Raw genomic sequence first — 18,156 nt, 5'->3', positions numbered from 1 at the left:
TCGAACTTATAGGTAATAGGGCTAAAGGTGGTAAAATAATGGATGTTTCAAAAATAAAAAATCCTTCCTTTATAAAAGGACTATCAAACTCTGAACTTGAGGAATTAAGCGCAGAAATCAGAAAATTTTTAATTGAAACATGTTCTATAACTGGGGGACACATCGGGGCGAATTTAGGTGTTGTTGAATTAACACTGAGTTTACATAAACACTTTAACAGCCCAACAGATAAAATTATTTGGGATGTTGGTCATCAAGCTTATATCCATAAAATTTTGACTGGAAGAGGACACGAGTTTGATTCTCTAAGACAATATAAAGGATTATGTGGCTTTCCTAAAATGAAAGAATCTGAACATGATGTTTGGGAAGCAGGACATAGTTCCACTTCATTATCAGCTGCCATGGGGATGGCAAAAGCACGCGATATTCTTGGAAACACAAATCACATCGTTCCAGTTATTGGAGACGGTGCTTTGACAGGTGGTATGGCTTTAGAAGCATTAAATCATATCGGTCACGACAAAACTGATTTAACAATTATATTAAATGATAATGAAATGAGTATTGCTCCGAATGTAGGTGCGATGCATAATATGTTTGGACGAATTAGAACAAATCATAATTATAATCGTTTTAAATTTGATGCTGAGAGCTTTATCACAAGATTACCAGGTGGAGATAAATTGAGGGACTCAGCTGATAAAATTAAAGACAGTTTAAAATATTTAGTCGTTGATGGTATATTTTTTGAAGAGTTAGGTATCAAATATATTGGTCCAGTAGATGGTCATAATTTTAAAGAATTAGACGAAGCAATAAATGCTTCTAAACAAATAAATAAACCTGTATTGATTCATGTTGTCACTAAAAAGGGTAAAGGTTATAAACCCGCAGAAATTGATACAGTAGGCACTTGGCATGGTTTAGGACCATATAAACTTGAAACTGGTGAAGTGATTAAAGGAAAAGCAGAAGGCCCTGCCTGGAGTGCTTTAATGAGCAATGAAGTACTTAATTATGCGAAACAAGATAAACGTGTAGTAGCTATTACACCAGCAATGCCAGTTGGTTCAAAATTAACGAAGTTTCAGCAAGAACTACCTGAACAATTTTTTGATGTAGGTATTGCAGAACAGCACGCTGTAACAATGTCTGCTGGATTAGCGACTCAAGGTATGAAACCATATGTAGCTATATATTCAACTTTCATGCAAAGAGCTTATGATCAGTTACTACATGATGTTGATAGACAAAATCTTGGCGTTTTATTTGGTGTTGATCGTTCTGGTTTAGTTGGTGCAGATGGAGAAACACACCAAGGCGTCTTTGACATAGGATTTTTAAATCAATTTCCCAATTTCACGATTATGATGCCTAAAGACGGTAATGAAGCAAAGGACATGCTTAAAACTGCCTTTGAAACCGAACATGGTCCAATGGCGATTAGATATCCTAGAGGTAATGCACCAGCAGTAGAAGATAGAGAAGAAATAAAAGTATTATCCATAGGAAGTTGGACAAAGGAACGAGAAGGCAATGATGTAACATTAATAAGTTACGGTCCAACTTTAGAATTAATTACTGAAGTAGCCGATGAATTATTGAAAGAAGGAATAAATGCTACCGTAGTAAATGCTAGATTTATTAAGCCGATGGATGTAGAGTTGTTACATGAACTAGGTGAAAAAGGTATACCGTTTATTACGATAGAGGAATCTATGTTAACTGGTGGTTTAGGTACACAAATTGCAACATTCATTATAGAAAACGATTATGAAAATAAACTGCGAAGAATCGGTATAAATGATGAATATATAGAACATGGAGATGTTAATTTATTATTAGAAGATATAGGTATCTCCAAAGCAAATATAAAATCAGTTGCTAAATCAATAATAAAAAAATAATTATAAACAGATGAATAATTATGATAAAAAGGACGCTTTAGTAATAATAAAGCGTCTTTTAAATATTTAATAGCGCTTACATTACTCATTTTACAAATTTTATGCTATTATAATTGTATAAATATTCATTAGTTGAGGTGTTATAAATGGCAAATAAAACAATGCGACAAATTAAAATAAGAGAAATTATTTCAAACGAACAAATAGAAACACAAGAAGAATTAGTTAGAAGGTTAAACGAGCTCGATTTAAACATCACGCAAGCTACTATTTCTCGTGACATTAAAGAGTTGCAATTAATCAAAGTCCCAGCTCCATCAGGTCAATATATATATAGTTTACCTAGAGATAGAAAATATCACCCAATTGATAAATTAGGTAGATATTTAATGGATTCATTTGTGAAAATCGATGGTGCAGATAATTTACTTGTACTAAAAACATTACCCGGGAACGCTCAATCAATCGGTGCTATTATAGATCAAATTGACTGGAAAGAAGTTTTAGGCACAATCTGTGGTGATGACACGTGCTTAATTATCTGTAAAGACAAAGAATCTGGAGAAATTATTACAGATAGAATTTTCAATATGCTTTAAAGGAGATTTAATAAACTATGTTACAAGCACTTACAATCAAACAATTCGCAATAATTGAATCTTTAGAAATAAATTTTTCAAATGGTTTAACTGTACTAAGTGGTGAAACGGGTGCAGGTAAGTCTATTATTATAGATGCTATAGGTCAGTTAGTAGGTGCGAGGGCGTCACAAAGTTTTGTAAGACATGGTGAACAAAAATCAACAATTGAAGGTGTGTTTGACATTGATAATGTTCCAAACGTCAATAAAATCCTTCGAAATTTAGACATTGACGTTGATGAAGATTTTCTATTTGTGAAACGAGAAATATTCGCATCAGGTAAGAGTCTTTGTAAATTAAATAACCAAAATGTAACTTTAGCTGAATTAAAAACAGTTATGCAAGAATTGTTGGATATACATGGACAGCACGAAACACAAGTTCTATTAAAGCCCAAATATCATTTAACACTTTTAGATAATTATGCTGATGGTAAATACCAAAAAGAAATTGATAATTATATTAATGTTTATGAATCTTATAGAATTAAAAAGCAAGAGTTAGAGAAGTTAGAATCTCAAGACCAGGCTTTACTACAAAGATTAGACTTGATAAAATTTCAACGTGATGAATTACATGATGCTAATTTAAAAGAAGATGAATTAGACTTTTTAAACCAAGAAATTAAAAAGCTACAAAATCATGAGAAAATTAGCGAAAGTTTAAATAAAGCTCATTTATTTTTAAGTAGTGAAGAAAATATACCAGATAAAATTTATGAACTTAATCAAGAAATTCAAAATATTAATGATATAATACCAGATAAATATACTGCTTTTAGTGAAGAATTAGATCAAATGTATTATACGTTAGAAGATTATAAACATGAATTATATAATGATTTAACAAATAATGAGTTTGATGAATCATTATTAAATGAATACGAATCTCGATTAAATGTTTTAAATGATTTAAATCGGAAATATGGTAAAAGTATTCCTGAGCTTATTAAGTATCGTGACAAAATTGATGATGAAATTTTCAAAATTGAAAATTACGAACAAAGTACTACTCAACTAAGAGAAGAAATTCAAAGCTTACATGAAGAAGTTCTTGAAAAAGGAAAGTTATTATCTACAAAAAGACGAAAAATCGCATTGAAGTTAAGAGATAGACTTATTGATGAAGTTCAAAACTTGCATATGCAAGATGCTAATATTGAAATAGCATTTACTGAAACATCACCAGGTAAAAATGGTTTAGAAGAAATTGAATTTCTAATCAGTCCGAATAAAGGTGAACCACTGAAAAGTTTAAATAAAATCGCTTCAGGTGGTGAATTATCAAGAATAATGTTAGCATTAAAAAGCATATTTGTATCTAATAAAGGTCAGACAGCAATCTTATTTGATGAAGTAGATACTGGTGTTTCTGGTCGTGTAGCTCAAAAAATGGCAGAAAAAATGTATCAAATATCTCAATCAATACAAGTGATATGTATTTCCCATTTACCACAAGTCGCTGCGATTAGTGATAATCATTTATACATTACTAAAGAAACTGTAAACGATCGGACGATTACATCTATCAAACAATTAGTCGGAGACGATAAAATAGATGAAATAGCTAGAATGATTTCGGGTGTTGAAGTGACAGAATTAACAAAACAACATGCTAAAGAAATGATAATTCAAAATAAAAATTAAAATAGTATGATTTGATAGGGTGTTAAATATGAGTATTAAGGTAGCGATAATAGAGGATTCGAAAGCTTATGTGAGCGAAGTGTCTCATTATTTGAAAACACATGATATTGAAATAGTTAATATAGGTTACAATGGTAAAGAAGCACTGGAGATTCTTAATACAGATACTTTCGACGTTCTTTTATTAGACTTAATTTTACCTCATATTGATGGCATGACTTTGCTAAAAAAATATATAAAACCTAATAAAAAGTATAAAGTAATTTGTATGAGTGCATTTGTCAGTGATGACCTATTAAAGGAATCTGTTTCCTTAGGCGTAGATTATTTTCTTATCAAACCGGTAGAATTTGATGTATTACTTAATACAATTCAACGTGTTCTTAATAATAATAAACCTATTATAGCTGAAATAGATGCTATAGATTTATTATTAGAGAAAATAGGTTTTTCTTATAATCTTAATGGTTATAAATATATCAAATATGGCGTACAAATAATGCTAGAACACTCACATAATATGCAACTTACAAAAGAATTGTATCCACGTATATCAGAATATTTTAATGTACAATCGAATAATGTAGAACGTTCAATTAGACATGCAATTAAATTAGCGTGGGATAAAGATTTAAAAAAATATTGGTATAAACAAGAAAATTCATATGTAAGACCTACAAATGGTGAATTTATTATTCATTTATATCAATTATATAAAGACGATCAAATTAAAAAAAGCTGATAAATCTATTTAAGATTTGTCAGCTTTTTTTGATTGTTTCCTTTGATTATCTTTGTTTAAAAAGTATTCTTGAGCGCGTTTATTTTTCTTTTCTCTATGCAATATATATCCACCGATGAAAACAACACCAAACACAAAAAATATAAGACCTAGTAAAAACTGTAGCCATATAAATTGTAATTGGGGGACGAGCTCTCCAAAGACAGCATCTCGCATCCATTTAATACCTAAGCCTGCTAAAATTCCCGGAATAACTAAAATGATTAATGCAATATATTTTTGCATAATTGAAAACTCCTATTTATTAATAACTTATATTATATATGAGATGATGAATGAAAGTAAACAAGGAAAAGATGGAATAATCGGTGAAATTTGATTATGATTAATATTAGGAGGGGTTTATATGCAATTTAATGAAATGATAAATAAAGGTCAAAATATAGATGCTACTATAGCAGTTTGCAAATCAAATGATGAAGGTATTATTAAAGCGATTATAAAATGTATTAAACAGACAAGAGCTAAATTTATTTTATTTGATGAAGAACCACAAGACGAATTAATACGTTCTTTTAATTTAAGTCATGAGGAATTCGAAAAGATTAAAATTGTTCAAACAAGAGATTATGAACATACGATTTCAGAATGCGTTAGGGCGGTTAATGAAGGCACTGCAAATTTAATAATGAAAGGATTAGTATCGTCGTCAGAAATTTTAAAAGAAATACTTAAAGATAAATATTCTTTAAAAACGACTCAGAGAATTAGTCACCTATCTTTCTTCAAAATCCCAACATATCATAAAATGTTAGCAATTTCAGATGTTGCAATGAATATTGCACCTGACGTAAATCAAAAAATAGAAATTACTGAAAACGTAATATCAAATTTAAAGAAATTAGGCATTGATACACCTAAAATTGCTGTATTATCTGCTATTGAAACAGTTAACCCTAAAATGCAATCTTCAGTTGATGCAAAGGAAATAGTAGATTATATTAAAAAAGAAAAAACAGATGTTGAAATTGAAGGCCCATTAGCTTTTGATGCTGCGATTAATAAACGAGCTTCTATTATAAAAAAAATATCTTCAAATGTTTCTGGGAATATTGATGCTGCTATTGTTCCACAAATTGAAAGTGGAAATATATTGTATAAGTCTCTAGTGTATTTAGCTAATGCTGATGTTGCTTCAGTAATAGTAGGTGCTAAAGTTCCTGTCATATTAACTTCTCGTTCAGATTCATCTAAAGATAAATTTCATTCAATTTGCTGTGCATTAACATTAGTATAATTTAGTATATTTAAATAATAAAATGTTAATTATGCTTTAATTTAGAATAACTGGAAAGTTATTACAATCTATAGATACCAAGTTATTTAGAATATTCTAAAAATTTTTACTTTTTGTAAGCGCTATCATTTTGCATGAATTTATTTGATAAATAAAACATTTGATGTAAAATTAAAGATGAAGTTTATTATATATAGAATGAAAAGGGGATTATTATGTTATTCGAAACAATTGAAAAATATGACTATGAACAAATCGTTTTTTGTCATGATAAAAGTTCAGGTTTGAAAGCAATCATTGCTATTCATGATACAACATTAGGACCTGCATTAGGTGGTTGTAGAATGTGGCCATATGAAAGTGAAGAAGAAGCGATAAACGATGCACTGCGTTTATCAAGAGGTATGACATATAAAAATGCTGCTGCCGGTTTAAACCTTGGTGGAGGTAAAACAGTTGTGATCGGAGATCCGAAAAAAGATAAATCAGAAGCATTATTTAGAGCATTAGGTAGATATGTAGAAAGCTTAAATGGTAGATATATCACTGCAGAAGATGTGGGCACTACGGAAATGGATATGGATACTATTTTTGAAGAAACAAATTATGTTGTTGGTTTATCAGAAAGTCACCATTCAAGTGGTAATCCAAGTCCGAAAACTTCTTTAGGTGTATTTGTATCAATGAAACGTGCAGTTAAAGAAGCTTTCGGTTCAGATGATCTAGAAGGTAAAACTGTAGCAGTTCAAGGTGTAGGTCATGTTGCTTACGAACTTTGTCGCTATTTAAATGAAGCAGGTGCTCATTTAGTCGTTACAGATATTAATCAAGAAGCTGTAGACAGAGTTGTAAATGATTTTAACGCTAAAAGTGTAGGTATCGATGAAATTTATGATGTTGAAGCTGACGTATTTGCACCTTGTGCATTAGGTGGAGTATTAAATGACGACACAATTAACAGATTAAAAGTTAAAGTTGTTTGCGGTAGTGCAAATAACCAATTAGAAGATATTGATAAACATGCTGACCAACTTGAAAATAAAGGTATAGTATATGCACCAGACTTTGTTACTAATTCCGGTGGTGTTATCAATGTTGCTGATGAATTAGATGGCTATAACGAAGCGCGTGCAATTGCTAATATTGAAAAAATTTATGATCAAATGGATAAAGTATTTGAAATAAGCAAGCGTGATAAAATTACATCGGCTAGAGCTGCTGAAATTTTAGCTGAAGAACGTATTAACCAAATGATGAATGTAAGAAGTACTTACTTAAGTACAGAAAAATCTATTTTATCTAGAGGTAAACGTTAATGAAAAATATTCTTGTACTTAATTTAGGAAGCACTTCATCTAAAGTAGCAGTATTTACTGATTATGAAATGCTATACGAAGATGTTATAAGACATGATATGAATGTGACAAATCTTCCACTAATTGATCAAGTTCCATATAGACTTGAAAGTATCAAGAATTCTATGAATCAACACAATGTTTCTCTACAAGCAATAGACGCTATTGCTTGTAGAGGTGGTGTGTTGAAGCCTATACAAGGTGGTACTTATCTTATAAATGAAAAGATGTTAGAAGATTTAAAGACGTTTAAATATGGATTTCATGCATCTAACTTAAGTGGTTTGATAGGTTATGAATTATCTAAAAAGTTCAAAATTAAAGCATACATAGTTGATCCTGTTGTTGTAGATGAATTAATTCCAGAGGCAAGAATAACAGGTATTAAAGGAATAGAAAGAAAAAGTATTTTCCACGCATTAAACCAAAAATCTGTTGCAAAACAATATGCTGAAGATAATAATAAAGTATACGATGATATAAATGTTATCGTTGCACATTTAGGTGGTGGAATTAGCGTAGGGGCACATAAGAAAGGCCGTGTCGTTGAAGTAAATGACGGGTTACTTGGAGAAGGACCATTTAGTCCTGAAAGAGCCGGCTCAATACCCAATGATGCTTTAATTAAATGGGTGAAAGAAAACAACTTCACTGTTGAAGAAGCAAATAATCAACTCAGTAAATCATCTGGTTTACTTTCATATTTTGGGACAAATGATTGTAGAGAAGTAGTAAGAATGATAAACGAAGGAAACAAAGAAGCCAAATTAGTATTAGATGCTATGGCTTACCAAATAGCAAAATCAATCAGTGCTTGCGCTGTACCATTAGAAGGTGAAGTTGATCAAATCATTATAACTGGTGGGTTAAGTTATTCTGAATATTTAGTAAATAAAGTAAAAAAATATGTATCTTGGCTACAAAATGTTACGATATACAAAGGAGAAAAAGAAATGCAAGCCCTAAATGTTGGCATTTTGGACCTTTTACAAGGTAAAATTAGTACCAAGTCATATGAATAAGGAGTAATACTATGTCTAAAGAATACGATTTAGTTATTCTAGGCGGTGGAACGGCAGGTTATGTATCTGCTATTCGTGCTGCTCAACTTGGAAAAAAAGTCGCAATTGTCGAAAAATATAAATTAGGTGGTACATGTTTACATAAAGGATGTATACCTACTAAATCTTACTTAAAAACCGCTGAAATATTAAGATATATTAATCATGCAGATCAATATGGTATCAAACAAGCTTCCGCGAATTTTGATATCCAAGATGTTGTCGCTAAAAAAGATGAAACCGTTACAGCTATGTACACAGGTGTACAAAGTTTAATGAAAAAATATAAAATTGATGTATATCAAGGAAATGGAAGATTACTTGGACCATCACTTTTCTCACCACAAGCTGGCACTGTGTCAGTAGAATTAGAAAATGGTGAATCTGAATTACTTGTTAACCAAAATGTTTTAATTGCTACAGGTTCTAAACCTGTGGAATTACCATTCTTAAAGTTCAATCATAAAACAATCATTTCTAGTGATGACATGATGAATATGGAAACTTTACCTAATAATATTTTAATTATAGGCGGTGGCGTTATAGGTCTTGAGTTTGCATCTTTACTCAACGATTTAGGGGTAGATGTGACAGTAGTAGAAGCAGGGGCTTCGATTATTCCAAATGAACAGCAAGAAATTAGTAAAATAATCAAAAAGGATTTTCAAGAAAGTGGTATTAAAATCTATGAAGATTTACCATTAAGCGAAGAAAATATATCAATTACTGACCAAAATATTAAAGTACAATTACGAGATGATGAAATAACGTTTGATAAAGTACTAGTAGCTGTTGGCAGAAAGCCAAATACTGAAGATATTGGAATTCAAAATACAAAGATTAAAACAGATGATAAAGGCTATATCGTTACAAACAATGTATATCAAACAGAAGACAAACATATATATGCAGTAGGTGATGTAATAGGTAATTATCAATTAGCTCATGTTGCAACTAAAGAAGGAACCATATCTGTGGAAAACATGTTTGATCAAAATCCAATTCAGTTAGATTACTTAACGGTGCCTAGATGTATTTATACAAATCCTGAAGTAGCTTCAATTGGTATGACAGAACAAGATGCTAAAAATGAAAATATAAATTATAAGAAATTCAAAGTACCTTTTAAAGCCATAGGTAAATCTGTTATAGAAAACAATGGATTAGGAGAATGCATATTAATAAAAGACATGGAAAATGACCGTGTGTTAGGCATTCATATGGTTGGTGCTAAAGTAACTGAGTTAATTAATGAAGTGTCTTTATTTACTTTTATGAATGGTTCTACTGAAGAATTAGCAACAGCAGTACATGCTCATCCTTCAATTGGAGAAGTATTAATGGAATTAGGATTAAAATCAGAAAACCGTGCAATTCACGTCTAAAAAAGGAGTGACGAAATGTTAGATTACAAAACTGTTGGTTTAACACATGAAGATTTAAAAGAAATATATAAATGGATGTTGCTCGGTAGAAAAATCGACGAAAGAATGTGGCTTTTGAATAGAGCGGGTAAACTTCCGTTTGTTATTAGTTGCCAAGGTCAAGAAGCAACCCAAATCGGTACTTATTATGCATTACAAGATGATGATGTATTAGCACCATATTATCGAGATTTAGCTTTAGTTACAGCTAGAGGCATAACTGCAGAAGAATCGATGCTAGCTGCTTTTGCAAAAGAAGGAGACACTTCAAGTGGTGGTAAGCAAATGCCTTCACATTTCAGCAAGAAAGACTTAAATATATTAACTCAGGGTTCATGTGTAACTACACAAGTATTACACGCAGCTGGAGCAAGCTTATCTTTAAAAATGGATAATAAAAAGAACATAGCACTTGCAACTCTAGGTGAAGGTAGTACGAGTCAAGGTGATTTCCATGAAGCGATGAACTTTGCTGGTGTACATAAACTACCTTATATTTGCATAATAGAAAATAATAAATATGCTATATCAGTTCCAACTGAATTACAGTTTGCGACAGATGATTTATCTAAAAGAGCTGAAGGATATGGCGCTTTTGGTGAACAAGTAGATGGGAATGACCCAATAGCAGTATATAAAGCTGTTAAAAAAGCGAGAGAACGTGCAATAAATGGAGAAGGTCCAACTTTAATTGAAGCAATTTGTAGCCGTTTAACACCACATTCTTCAGATGATAATGATAACTATCGTCCAGCCGAAGAATTAAAAGAAGAAAAAGAAAATGATTGTAATATCAAATTCAAAGAATATTTGATTGAAAATGAAGTTGCAGATGAAGAGTGGTTTAATCAGATAGAAGAAGAAATTAAACAAGAAATTAATACGGCGACAAAAAATGCAGAAAAAGCACCTTATCCACGACCTGAAGAAGCTTTAACACATGTATATGATCAAGGAGGCGAATCAAATGCCTAAATTATCTTATCTAGACGCTATTAATCAAGCGATGGATCAAGCTATGGAAAAAGATAATAATGTCTTTGTTATCGGCGAAGATGTTGGTCTTAAAGGCGGCGTATTCGGAGCAACAAAAAATCTGTTTAATAAATATGGTGCAAGTCGTGTTCTAGATTCACCATTAGCTGAATCAAATATTGTAGGTGCTTCTATAGGTGCAGCAATGTTAGGGAAAAGACCAGTTGCAGAAATTCAATTTGCAGAATATATCGTGCCTGCTACAAATCAAATTATTAATGAAGCAGCAAAAATTCGTTACCGTTCAAATAATGATTGGGATTGTCCGATGACAATACGCAGTCCTTTTGGTGGAGGAATACATGGCGCTTTATATCATTCGCAAAGTATTGAAAGTATTTTTTGTTCCACACCAGGTCTACGTGTTGTTATTCCATCAACACCTTATGATGCAAAAGGTTTATTACTAGCGTCTATTGAAGAGAATGACCCTGTATTATATTTTGAACATAAAAAAGCTTATCGCTTATTGAAAGAAGAAGTACCTGAAGAATATTATACGGTACCAATCGACAAAGCAGACGTAAAACGTGAAGGTTCAGACATTACAGTGTTTACTTATGGACTATGCGTGAATTATGCATTACAAGCTGCAGAAATCCTATCTACTGAAGATATAGATGTAGAAGTAGTAGATTTACGAACTTTATATCCATTAGATAAAGAAACGATAATTAACTGTGCTAAGAAAACAGGTAAAGTATTACTTGTTACAGAAGACAACCTTGAAGGTAGTGTTATGAGTGAAGTATCAGCTATTATAGCAGAGCATTGCTTATTTGATTTAGATGCTCCGATTGCTAGATTAGCAGGGCCTGATGTTCCAGCTATGCCATTTTCACCACCAATGGAAGATTTCTTTATGATGAATCCAGAAAAGATAGAACAAAAAATGAGAACATTAGCTGAATTTTAGGAGGTAAAAAAATGGAAGTAAAAATGCCGAAACTCGGGGAGAGCGTCCACGAAGGCACAATTGAACAGTGGCTAGTTAAACCTGGCGATCATGTCGAAGAATATGACGCACTTTGTGAAGTTATTACAGATAAAGTCACAGCAGAGGTTCCTTCTTCTTATGCGGGTGTAATTAAAGAAATTAAAATAGAAGCGGGAGAAACGATTGATGTAGGTACTGTTATATGTACTATGGAAGTAGAAGGTGAAGTTAGGGAAGAAAATGATTCAAATAATAAACAAGAGAATAAAAAATCTACCGAAGACACATCAGAGCATCAAAAAAATGAGAACCAGTCTGTAAATGAACCTAATAACAAACCTAAAAACAATGGACAATATTCACCAGTAGTATTTAAATTAGCAAGTGAAAACGGGATTAATTTAGAACATGTTGAAGGCACTGGTAATCTGGGAAGAGTAACTAAAAAAGATATTGTAAAAGCAATAGAAAATAAAGGGAATACAGAAACAAGCGAGCCGATTGTAAATGCTTCTACAAAACAAAACACTCAATCTGACAGTACAGATTTAGCGTCTAGTTCAAATTCAAATAGCGATACAATACCAGTTAATGGTGTTAGAAGAGCAATTGCAAATAAGATGTTACAAAGTGTACATGAAATACCTCATGCATGGATGCAAGTTGAAGTTGATGCAACTGATTTAGTAAAAACAAGACAACATCATAAAACATCGTTTAAACAAAATGAAGGATACAATCTTACTTTCTTTGCATTTTTTGTAAAAGCAGTAGCAGAAGGGTTGAAAAAGTATCCAATGCTAAATAGTAGTTGGCATGAAGATGAAATCAAAATTAATAAAGATATTAATATATCTATAGCTGTAGCAAGTGAAGATAAATTATATGTACCTGTTATTAAAAATGCTGATGATAAATCAATTAAAGGAATTGCAAAAGAAATTAATGATTTAGCTACAAGAGGTAGAAAACATCAACTAACATCTCAAGATATGCAAGATGGTACTTTTACTGTTAATAATACAGGTTCATTTGGTTCAGTATCATCTATGGGTATTATCAATCATCCACAGGCAGCTATATTACAAATTGAATCTATTGTTAAACGACCTGTAGTAATTGATGACATGATAGGCATTCGTGATATGGTTAATTTATCTTTATCTATTGATCATAGAATATTAGATGGCTTATTAGCAGGCGAGTTTTTAAACTTTGTTAAAGAACGTATACAAAGTATGACGATTGAAAATACATCTATATATTAATAACACCTACGCATTGTTTTAACTAGAAATCTCCTGTAAAATAAAGATAACTATTATTACAGGAGGCTTTTCTTATGGAAATGGATTTCAATTTATATATGAATGACGTTGTAAGCTCTGCAAGAAATGAAATTGAAGCAGCAGGATATAAACAATTAACAACAAAAGAAGAAGTAGAAGAAACTTTTAATAAACCAGGTACAACATTTGTTATGGTCAATTCAGTTTGTGGCTGTGCTGGTGGAATCGCAAGACCAGCTGCGCAACATGCTTTACATTATGATAAATTACCAGATCAATTAGTTACAGTATTTGCTGGGCAAGATAAAGAAGCAACAGAAACAGCAAGAGATTATTTTGAAGGTTATCCACCTTCAAGTCCGTCATTTGCTTTCCTTAAAGACGGTAAAATTGTAAAAATGATAGAAAGACATGAAATCGAAGGGCATGACCCTATGAGTGTTATCACAAATATTCAAGCTCTATTCGAAGAACATTGTGATGAAATCTAAAGGATTGGTATAGAGGCATGCAAATAAGACCGTATAGAATAGGGTATAGAACATTAAAGACCGCATTAGGGATGACATTAGCTGTCATCCTTTCTAAGTTAATAGGACTTGATAATTATGCTTCAAGCGCTATTTTAGTAGTGTTATGTACTAAAGATACAAGAGTGAAATCAGTTGAAGCGGCTATGTACAGATTTATAGCATGTTTAATTGCAATTCTAGTAGCATCATTATTCTTTACATTCTTAGGTACTAATCCTGTAGTTCTTGGGATTATGGTATTATTATTCATCCCTATTACTGTCATGATAGGTGTTCAAGAAGGTATTGTAACGAGTTGTGTTATTATATTACATTTATTTTTAGCACCTAAAATTGATTTAGACTTAATTATTAATGAAGTATTATTATTGATAATTGGTATAGGCATCGCGCTTATTATGAATATGTTTATGCCAAGTCTAGATACAAAACTTAATCATTATAAACGTAAAATTGAAGATGACTTTATTTTAATAACTTTTGTCTTTAGCCAAGCGTTATTAGATCCCAATAAAGAACTTAATATTCCTTCTTTTGATAAAGTTGAAGATAATATTAAGAAAGCAAAATCTCTTGCTTTTAGAGATGTAAAAAATCATTTTGTAAGAAATGAAAATTCCTATTATCATTATTTTGATATGAGACAAGAACAATTAACCTTACTTATACGGATGAAGAAACTAATAGAATCTATGCAACATAGTCAGCATGCACATCAACTCTGCAGCAAATTACTTTTAGATGTATCGCAACATGTTCAAAGTAATGATTATTCATTAATGAGACTACATGATTTATATGCGATTAGAATTAAACTACAAACGATTGATTTGCCTAAAGACCATATAGAATTAGAAAGTGTAGCCTCTGTATTCCAATTATTAAATGAAATTGAAGAATACTTGCATATTAAATCTGAATTCGGAAGTTTGAAAAAATAATATAATAAAAGCCGGAGAAAATTCTTTTTAGAAAGATTTTTTCTCCGGCTTTTTGCTTCTAGGACTTTCTTGTCCATTGCTATGAAATATTATTATTAAGTTATTTTATTATGATAATAAGAATGGCAATACGCCCGATAATATTAATGAAGCTACGATAGCAACTAACATTACAATAATAATAATTTTTCGTACATTTTTGTTTAACATGATTACCCTCGCTTTGAACATTAGTTTTGTATATATTTATCAACTATTATACACTAGAAAGTGAGATAATTAAATAAATGAAACGAGGGACAAGCATGATCAATGAAGAACGCTTAATTAACACATTTTTAGAATTAGTAAAAGTCGACTCTGAATCTTCTAATGAGAGAAAGATTGCAGATTTATTGAAACAAAAATTCACTCAACTAGGTGTAGATGTTAAAGAAGATGACTCTCAAGATGAAACGGGATACGGTGCTGGAAATTTAATTTGTACGTTACACGCACAAGATACAAGTAAGACACCTATTTATTTTACGAGTCATATGGACACTGTAACACCAGGTAATAATATTCAACCAGAAATACGTGATGATGGATATATTTATTCTAACGGTGAAACAATTTTAGGTTCTGATGATAAAGCTGGTCTTGCAGCTATTTTAGAAGCAATTGAAGTAATGAAAGAAGATGAAATTCAGCATGGAGATATTGAATTCATTATTACAGTAGGGGAAGAAACAGGTCTTGTTGGAGCGAAAGCATTAAATCCTGATGATATTAAAGCTAAATTTGGATATGCGATAGATGCTCCTGGTAAAGTTGGAACGACAGTTGTAGCAGCGCCTACACAAGCTAAAATCGAAGCTACAATTAAAGGTAAGACTGCACATGCTGGGCTTGAACCTGAAAAAGGTGTTTCAGCTATAAATATCGCTGCTAAAGCAATAAGTCATATGAGTTTAGGTAGAATCGATGAAGAAACTACAGCTAACATCGGTAGATTTGAAGGTGGTACTGCTACAAATATCGTGAGTGACCATGTATATATTTTAGCTGAAGCGCGTTCTTTAAATGATGAAAAAATGAAACAACAAGTTGAACATATGAAAGAAGCTTTCGAAAAAACTGCTGAAGAATTTGGTTGTACCGCTGATGTAGAAGTCAATATAATGTACCCTAGCTTTAATTTAAGTGAAGAAGATGATGTTGTTAAGTTAGCTGTAAAAGCAACTGAAAAAATAGGTAGAACATCAGAATTAGTTAAATTAGGTGGTGGCTCAGACGGAAACGTAATTAGTGGTTTCGGTATTCCTACAGTTATTTTAGGAGTTGGTTATGAATATATCCATACTAAAAATGAGCGTATGCCAATTGAAGAATTACAAAAAATTACAGAACAAATTATAGCAATTTCAGAATTAGCGTAATTTTATAAATTGTAAACGTATTCATTTCGTTTTTCAAGAAAATTAAGCTTTCATAGACGCGAAACAGTTGTGAATTATGTTAAAATATATATGAAAACGATAAAAAGTGAGGTAAATTTCATGACACAACAAATAGGTGTAGTCGGTTTAGCTGTAATGGGTAAAAACTTAGCTTGGAATATTGAATCACGTGGATACTCAGTATCAGTATTTAACCGTTCTAAAGAAAAGACAGAACAAATGGTTGAAGAGTCAAAAGGTAAAAATATATATCCGAATTATTCTATAGAAGAATTTGTAGATTCATTAGAAAAACCAAGAAAAATTTTATTAATGGTTAAAGCTGGTGAAGCAACTGATAAAACAATCGATAGTTTATTACCGTTATTAGATAAAGGTGATATTTTAATCGATGGTGGTAACACTAACTATTTAGATACTATTCGTAGAAATCAATATCTAGATGAGAGTGGCATTAACTTTATCGGTACAGGTGTATCTGGTGGAGAAGAAGGTGCATTAACTGGACCATCTATCATGCCAGGTGGACAAGAAGAAGCTTACAAACTTGTAGCACCTATATTGGAAAGTATTTCTGCTAAAGCAAAAGATGGCGCACCTTGCGTAACGTATGTAGGACCAGATGGTGCTGGACACTATGTGAAAATGGTACATAACGGTATAGAATATGCTGACATGCAACTAATTGCTGAAAGTTACGACTTAATGAAACGTGTTCTTCACATGGACCATAATGAAATCGCAGAAACATTCAAATCTTGGAACGTTGGTGAATTAGAAAGTTACTTAATCGAAATCACTGGCGAGATCTTTAAAAAATTGGATGAAGATGGTGTTCCATTAGTAGAAAAAATCATGGACAAAGCTGGTCAAAAAGGTACTGGTAAATGGACATCTATTAATGCTTTAGAATTAGGTATCCCATTAACTATTATCACAGAATCAGTATTTGCTAGATTCATATCTTCATTTAAAGATGAAAGAGTGAAAGCAAGCCAAGCATTTAATCCTGAAGTTACAGAATTTGATGGAGATAAAGAAGCTTTCTTAGAACAAATTAGACAGGCGCTTTATATGAGTAAAATTTGTAGTTATGCACAAGGCTTTGCTCAAATGAAGACAGCTAGTGAAACTAATAATTGGAACCTAAAATTAGGCGAACTTGCTATGATTTGGAGAGAAGGCTGTATCATCCGTGCACAATTCTTACAAAAAATTAAAGAAGCTTATGATAATGATAAAGAATTAACAAACCTTTTATTAGATCCATACTTCAACGATATCGTTTCTAAATACCAAGGTTCATTAAGAGAAGTTGCAGCTACAGCTATTAAAGCTGGTATTGCTACACCTGGTTTCTCATCAGCAATTAACTATTTCGATAGTTATAGATCAGAAAACCTACCTGCAAACTTAATCCAAGCACAACGTGACTACTTCGGTGCTCACACATATGAACGTAAAGATCAAGAAGGTATTTTCCATACAGAATGGACTAAGTAATTAAGAGTTATAGTCAAGAGACTAGGACATAAATCCCAACTCAAAATAAATAACATCTCATTTCACTGATTTATTCAGTTAGAAATGAGATGTTATTTTTATATAATCTATGATTTTGTTCGTGCATGCTTGTCTATGATATGGTTCGATTTTGTAGTCTCTCACACATACTTGTTCCTTAAAGGTGTCTGTAGTTGGATTAATGAGAAAGAAAATCCAATAAAAGCGTGTCTATTTGGATTAATGAGTTAGAAAATCCAATAAAGTTGTGTCTACTTGGATTAACGAGGTAGAAAATCCAATAAAAGCGGAATATGTCCATATAATTGTGTAATAAAAAAAGAGCCAAATATAGCTCACTTTAGTACAATGTAATCGACTAAGAAAATATTGTAGAGGT

At 31.6% G+C, this 18,156-nt stretch carries 17 protein-coding genes; 15 read left to right on the top strand and 2 right to left on the bottom strand.

What is annotated here, in order from left to right; all coding sequences use genetic code 11:
- Window positions 1–38 precede the first annotated feature (38 nt).
- The 4 genes from dxs to LQ615_RS12220 all read left to right on the top strand — a co-directional run bounded on the left by dxs (window position 39) and on the right by LQ615_RS12220 (window position 4,939).
- Complete coding sequence (gene dxs, locus LQ615_RS12235) at window positions 39–1,910, top strand: 1-deoxy-D-xylulose-5-phosphate synthase (RefSeq protein ID WP_017000260.1); 1,872 nt, start codon at window positions 39–41, stop codon at window positions 1,908–1,910.
- A gap of 146 nt (window positions 1,911–2,056) precedes the next feature.
- A complete protein-coding gene (gene ahrC / locus LQ615_RS12230) occupies window positions 2,057–2,509 on the top strand; it encodes a transcriptional regulator AhrC/ArgR (RefSeq protein WP_017000261.1) in 453 nt (150 codons plus the stop codon).
- A gap of 17 nt (window positions 2,510–2,526) precedes the next feature.
- Complete coding sequence (gene recN / locus LQ615_RS12225) at window positions 2,527–4,197, top strand: DNA repair protein RecN (protein WP_239704127.1); 1,671 nt, start codon at window positions 2,527–2,529, stop codon at window positions 4,195–4,197.
- Between the two features lie 28 nt (window positions 4,198–4,225).
- Entirely contained in the window at window positions 4,226–4,939 is a 714-nt protein-coding gene (locus tag LQ615_RS12220; protein ID WP_070045399.1) for a sporulation initiation factor Spo0A C-terminal domain-containing protein, read from the top strand.
- 9 nt (window positions 4,940–4,948) lie between these two features.
- Here the strand turns inward: LQ615_RS12220 and LQ615_RS12215 are convergent, their stop codons facing one another.
- The gene (locus LQ615_RS12215) at window positions 4,949–5,224 is read right to left on the bottom strand and encodes a DUF2627 domain-containing protein (protein WP_017000264.1); all 276 of its coding nucleotides are present in this window, start codon (window positions 5,222–5,224) and stop codon (window positions 4,949–4,951) included.
- A gap of 121 nt (window positions 5,225–5,345) precedes the next feature.
- On the opposite strand from LQ615_RS12215, the gene LQ615_RS12210 reads away from it, so the two are divergent.
- The 9 genes from LQ615_RS12210 to LQ615_RS12170 all read left to right on the top strand — a co-directional run bounded on the left by LQ615_RS12210 (window position 5,346) and on the right by LQ615_RS12170 (window position 14,811).
- Window positions 5,346–6,236: a phosphate acyltransferase gene (locus LQ615_RS12210; RefSeq protein WP_239704126.1), complete on the top strand. Its 891-nt coding sequence runs from the start codon at window positions 5,346–5,348 to the stop codon at window positions 6,234–6,236.
- Window positions 6,237–6,451: 215 nt separating this feature from the next.
- Complete coding sequence (locus tag LQ615_RS12205) at window positions 6,452–7,552, top strand: Glu/Leu/Phe/Val dehydrogenase dimerization domain-containing protein (protein WP_017000266.1); 1,101 nt, start codon at window positions 6,452–6,454, stop codon at window positions 7,550–7,552.
- The gene (gene buk, locus LQ615_RS12200; protein ID WP_064211252.1) at window positions 7,552–8,613 is read left to right on the top strand and encodes a butyrate kinase; all 1,062 of its coding nucleotides are present in this window, start codon (window positions 7,552–7,554) and stop codon (window positions 8,611–8,613) included. Before LQ615_RS12205 ends, buk begins: the two co-directional genes overlap by 1 nt.
- An 11-nt stretch (window positions 8,614–8,624) precedes the next feature.
- The gene (gene lpdA / locus LQ615_RS12195; protein WP_064211253.1) at window positions 8,625–10,037 is read left to right on the top strand and encodes a dihydrolipoyl dehydrogenase; all 1,413 of its coding nucleotides are present in this window, start codon (window positions 8,625–8,627) and stop codon (window positions 10,035–10,037) included.
- Between the two features lie 15 nt (window positions 10,038–10,052).
- Complete coding sequence (locus LQ615_RS12190; RefSeq protein ID WP_017000269.1) at window positions 10,053–11,051, top strand: thiamine pyrophosphate-dependent dehydrogenase E1 component subunit alpha; 999 nt, start codon at window positions 10,053–10,055, stop codon at window positions 11,049–11,051.
- Window positions 11,044–12,027: an alpha-ketoacid dehydrogenase subunit beta gene (locus LQ615_RS12185; protein WP_017000270.1), complete on the top strand. Its 984-nt coding sequence runs from the start codon at window positions 11,044–11,046 to the stop codon at window positions 12,025–12,027. Before LQ615_RS12190 ends, LQ615_RS12185 begins: the two co-directional genes overlap by 8 nt.
- An 11-nt stretch (window positions 12,028–12,038) precedes the next feature.
- On the top strand, window positions 12,039–13,316 hold the full coding sequence (locus LQ615_RS12180) for a dihydrolipoamide acetyltransferase family protein (RefSeq protein ID WP_239704125.1): 1,278 nt from the start codon (window positions 12,039–12,041) through the stop codon (window positions 13,314–13,316).
- Between the two features lie 74 nt (window positions 13,317–13,390).
- Window positions 13,391–13,828, top strand: a complete 438-nt coding sequence (locus tag LQ615_RS12175; protein ID WP_017000272.1) for a BrxA/BrxB family bacilliredoxin — start codon at window positions 13,391–13,393, stop codon at window positions 13,826–13,828.
- 17 nt (window positions 13,829–13,845) lie between these two features.
- A complete protein-coding gene (locus LQ615_RS12170; RefSeq protein ID WP_017000273.1) occupies window positions 13,846–14,811 on the top strand; it encodes an aromatic acid exporter family protein in 966 nt (321 codons plus the stop codon).
- A gap of 108 nt (window positions 14,812–14,919) precedes the next feature.
- Here LQ615_RS12170 and prli42 read toward each other — a convergent pair whose 3' ends face one another.
- Window positions 14,920–15,021, bottom strand: a complete 102-nt coding sequence (gene prli42, locus LQ615_RS12165; protein ID WP_017000274.1) for a stressosome-associated protein Prli42 — start codon at window positions 15,019–15,021, stop codon at window positions 14,920–14,922.
- A gap of 95 nt (window positions 15,022–15,116) precedes the next feature.
- Here prli42 and LQ615_RS12160 point away from each other — a divergent pair, with 95 nt between their 5' ends.
- Window positions 15,117–16,232 (top strand): M20/M25/M40 family metallo-hydrolase, encoded by a 1,116-nt coding sequence (locus tag LQ615_RS12160; RefSeq protein WP_239704124.1) that lies wholly within the window; start codon window positions 15,117–15,119, stop codon window positions 16,230–16,232.
- Window positions 16,233–16,352: 120 nt separating this feature from the next.
- On the top strand, window positions 16,353–17,756 hold the full coding sequence (gndA, locus tag LQ615_RS12155) for an NADP-dependent phosphogluconate dehydrogenase (protein WP_017000276.1): 1,404 nt from the start codon (window positions 16,353–16,355) through the stop codon (window positions 17,754–17,756).
- The last annotated feature ends 400 nt before the right edge of the window (window positions 17,757–18,156 follow it).

Origin of the sequence: Mammaliicoccus sp. C-M13 (assembly GCF_022386845.1) — a bacterium.
Classification (GTDB): domain Bacteria; phylum Bacillota; class Bacilli; order Staphylococcales; family Staphylococcaceae; genus Mammaliicoccus; species Mammaliicoccus lentus.
This window is presented reverse-complemented; position numbering and strand designations above follow the sequence as displayed.

Coding starts and splice junctions, on each gene's coding strand:
- dxs (WP_017000260.1), top strand. CDS start 39: ATGGATGTTTCAAAAATAAAAAATCCTTCCTTTATAAAAGGACTATCA.
- ahrC (WP_017000261.1), top strand. CDS start 2,057: ATGGCAAATAAAACAATGCGACAAATTAAAATAAGAGAAATTATTTCA.
- recN (WP_239704127.1), top strand. CDS start 2,527: ATGTTACAAGCACTTACAATCAAACAATTCGCAATAATTGAATCTTTA.
- LQ615_RS12220 (WP_070045399.1), top strand. CDS start 4,226: ATGAGTATTAAGGTAGCGATAATAGAGGATTCGAAAGCTTATGTGAGC.
- LQ615_RS12215 (WP_017000264.1), bottom strand. CDS start 5,224: ATGCAAAAATATATTGCATTAATCATTTTAGTTATTCCGGGAATTTTA.
- LQ615_RS12210 (WP_239704126.1), top strand. CDS start 5,346: ATGCAATTTAATGAAATGATAAATAAAGGTCAAAATATAGATGCTACT.
- LQ615_RS12205 (WP_017000266.1), top strand. CDS start 6,452: ATGTTATTCGAAACAATTGAAAAATATGACTATGAACAAATCGTTTTT.
- buk (WP_064211252.1), top strand. CDS start 7,552: ATGAAAAATATTCTTGTACTTAATTTAGGAAGCACTTCATCTAAAGTA.
- lpdA (WP_064211253.1), top strand. CDS start 8,625: ATGTCTAAAGAATACGATTTAGTTATTCTAGGCGGTGGAACGGCAGGT.
- LQ615_RS12190 (WP_017000269.1), top strand. CDS start 10,053: ATGTTAGATTACAAAACTGTTGGTTTAACACATGAAGATTTAAAAGAA.
- LQ615_RS12185 (WP_017000270.1), top strand. CDS start 11,044: ATGCCTAAATTATCTTATCTAGACGCTATTAATCAAGCGATGGATCAA.
- LQ615_RS12180 (WP_239704125.1), top strand. CDS start 12,039: ATGGAAGTAAAAATGCCGAAACTCGGGGAGAGCGTCCACGAAGGCACA.
- LQ615_RS12175 (WP_017000272.1), top strand. CDS start 13,391: ATGGAAATGGATTTCAATTTATATATGAATGACGTTGTAAGCTCTGCA.
- LQ615_RS12170 (WP_017000273.1), top strand. CDS start 13,846: ATGCAAATAAGACCGTATAGAATAGGGTATAGAACATTAAAGACCGCA.
- prli42 (WP_017000274.1), bottom strand. CDS start 15,021: ATGTTAAACAAAAATGTACGAAAAATTATTATTATTGTAATGTTAGTT.
- LQ615_RS12160 (WP_239704124.1), top strand. CDS start 15,117: ATGATCAATGAAGAACGCTTAATTAACACATTTTTAGAATTAGTAAAA.
- gndA (WP_017000276.1), top strand. CDS start 16,353: ATGACACAACAAATAGGTGTAGTCGGTTTAGCTGTAATGGGTAAAAAC.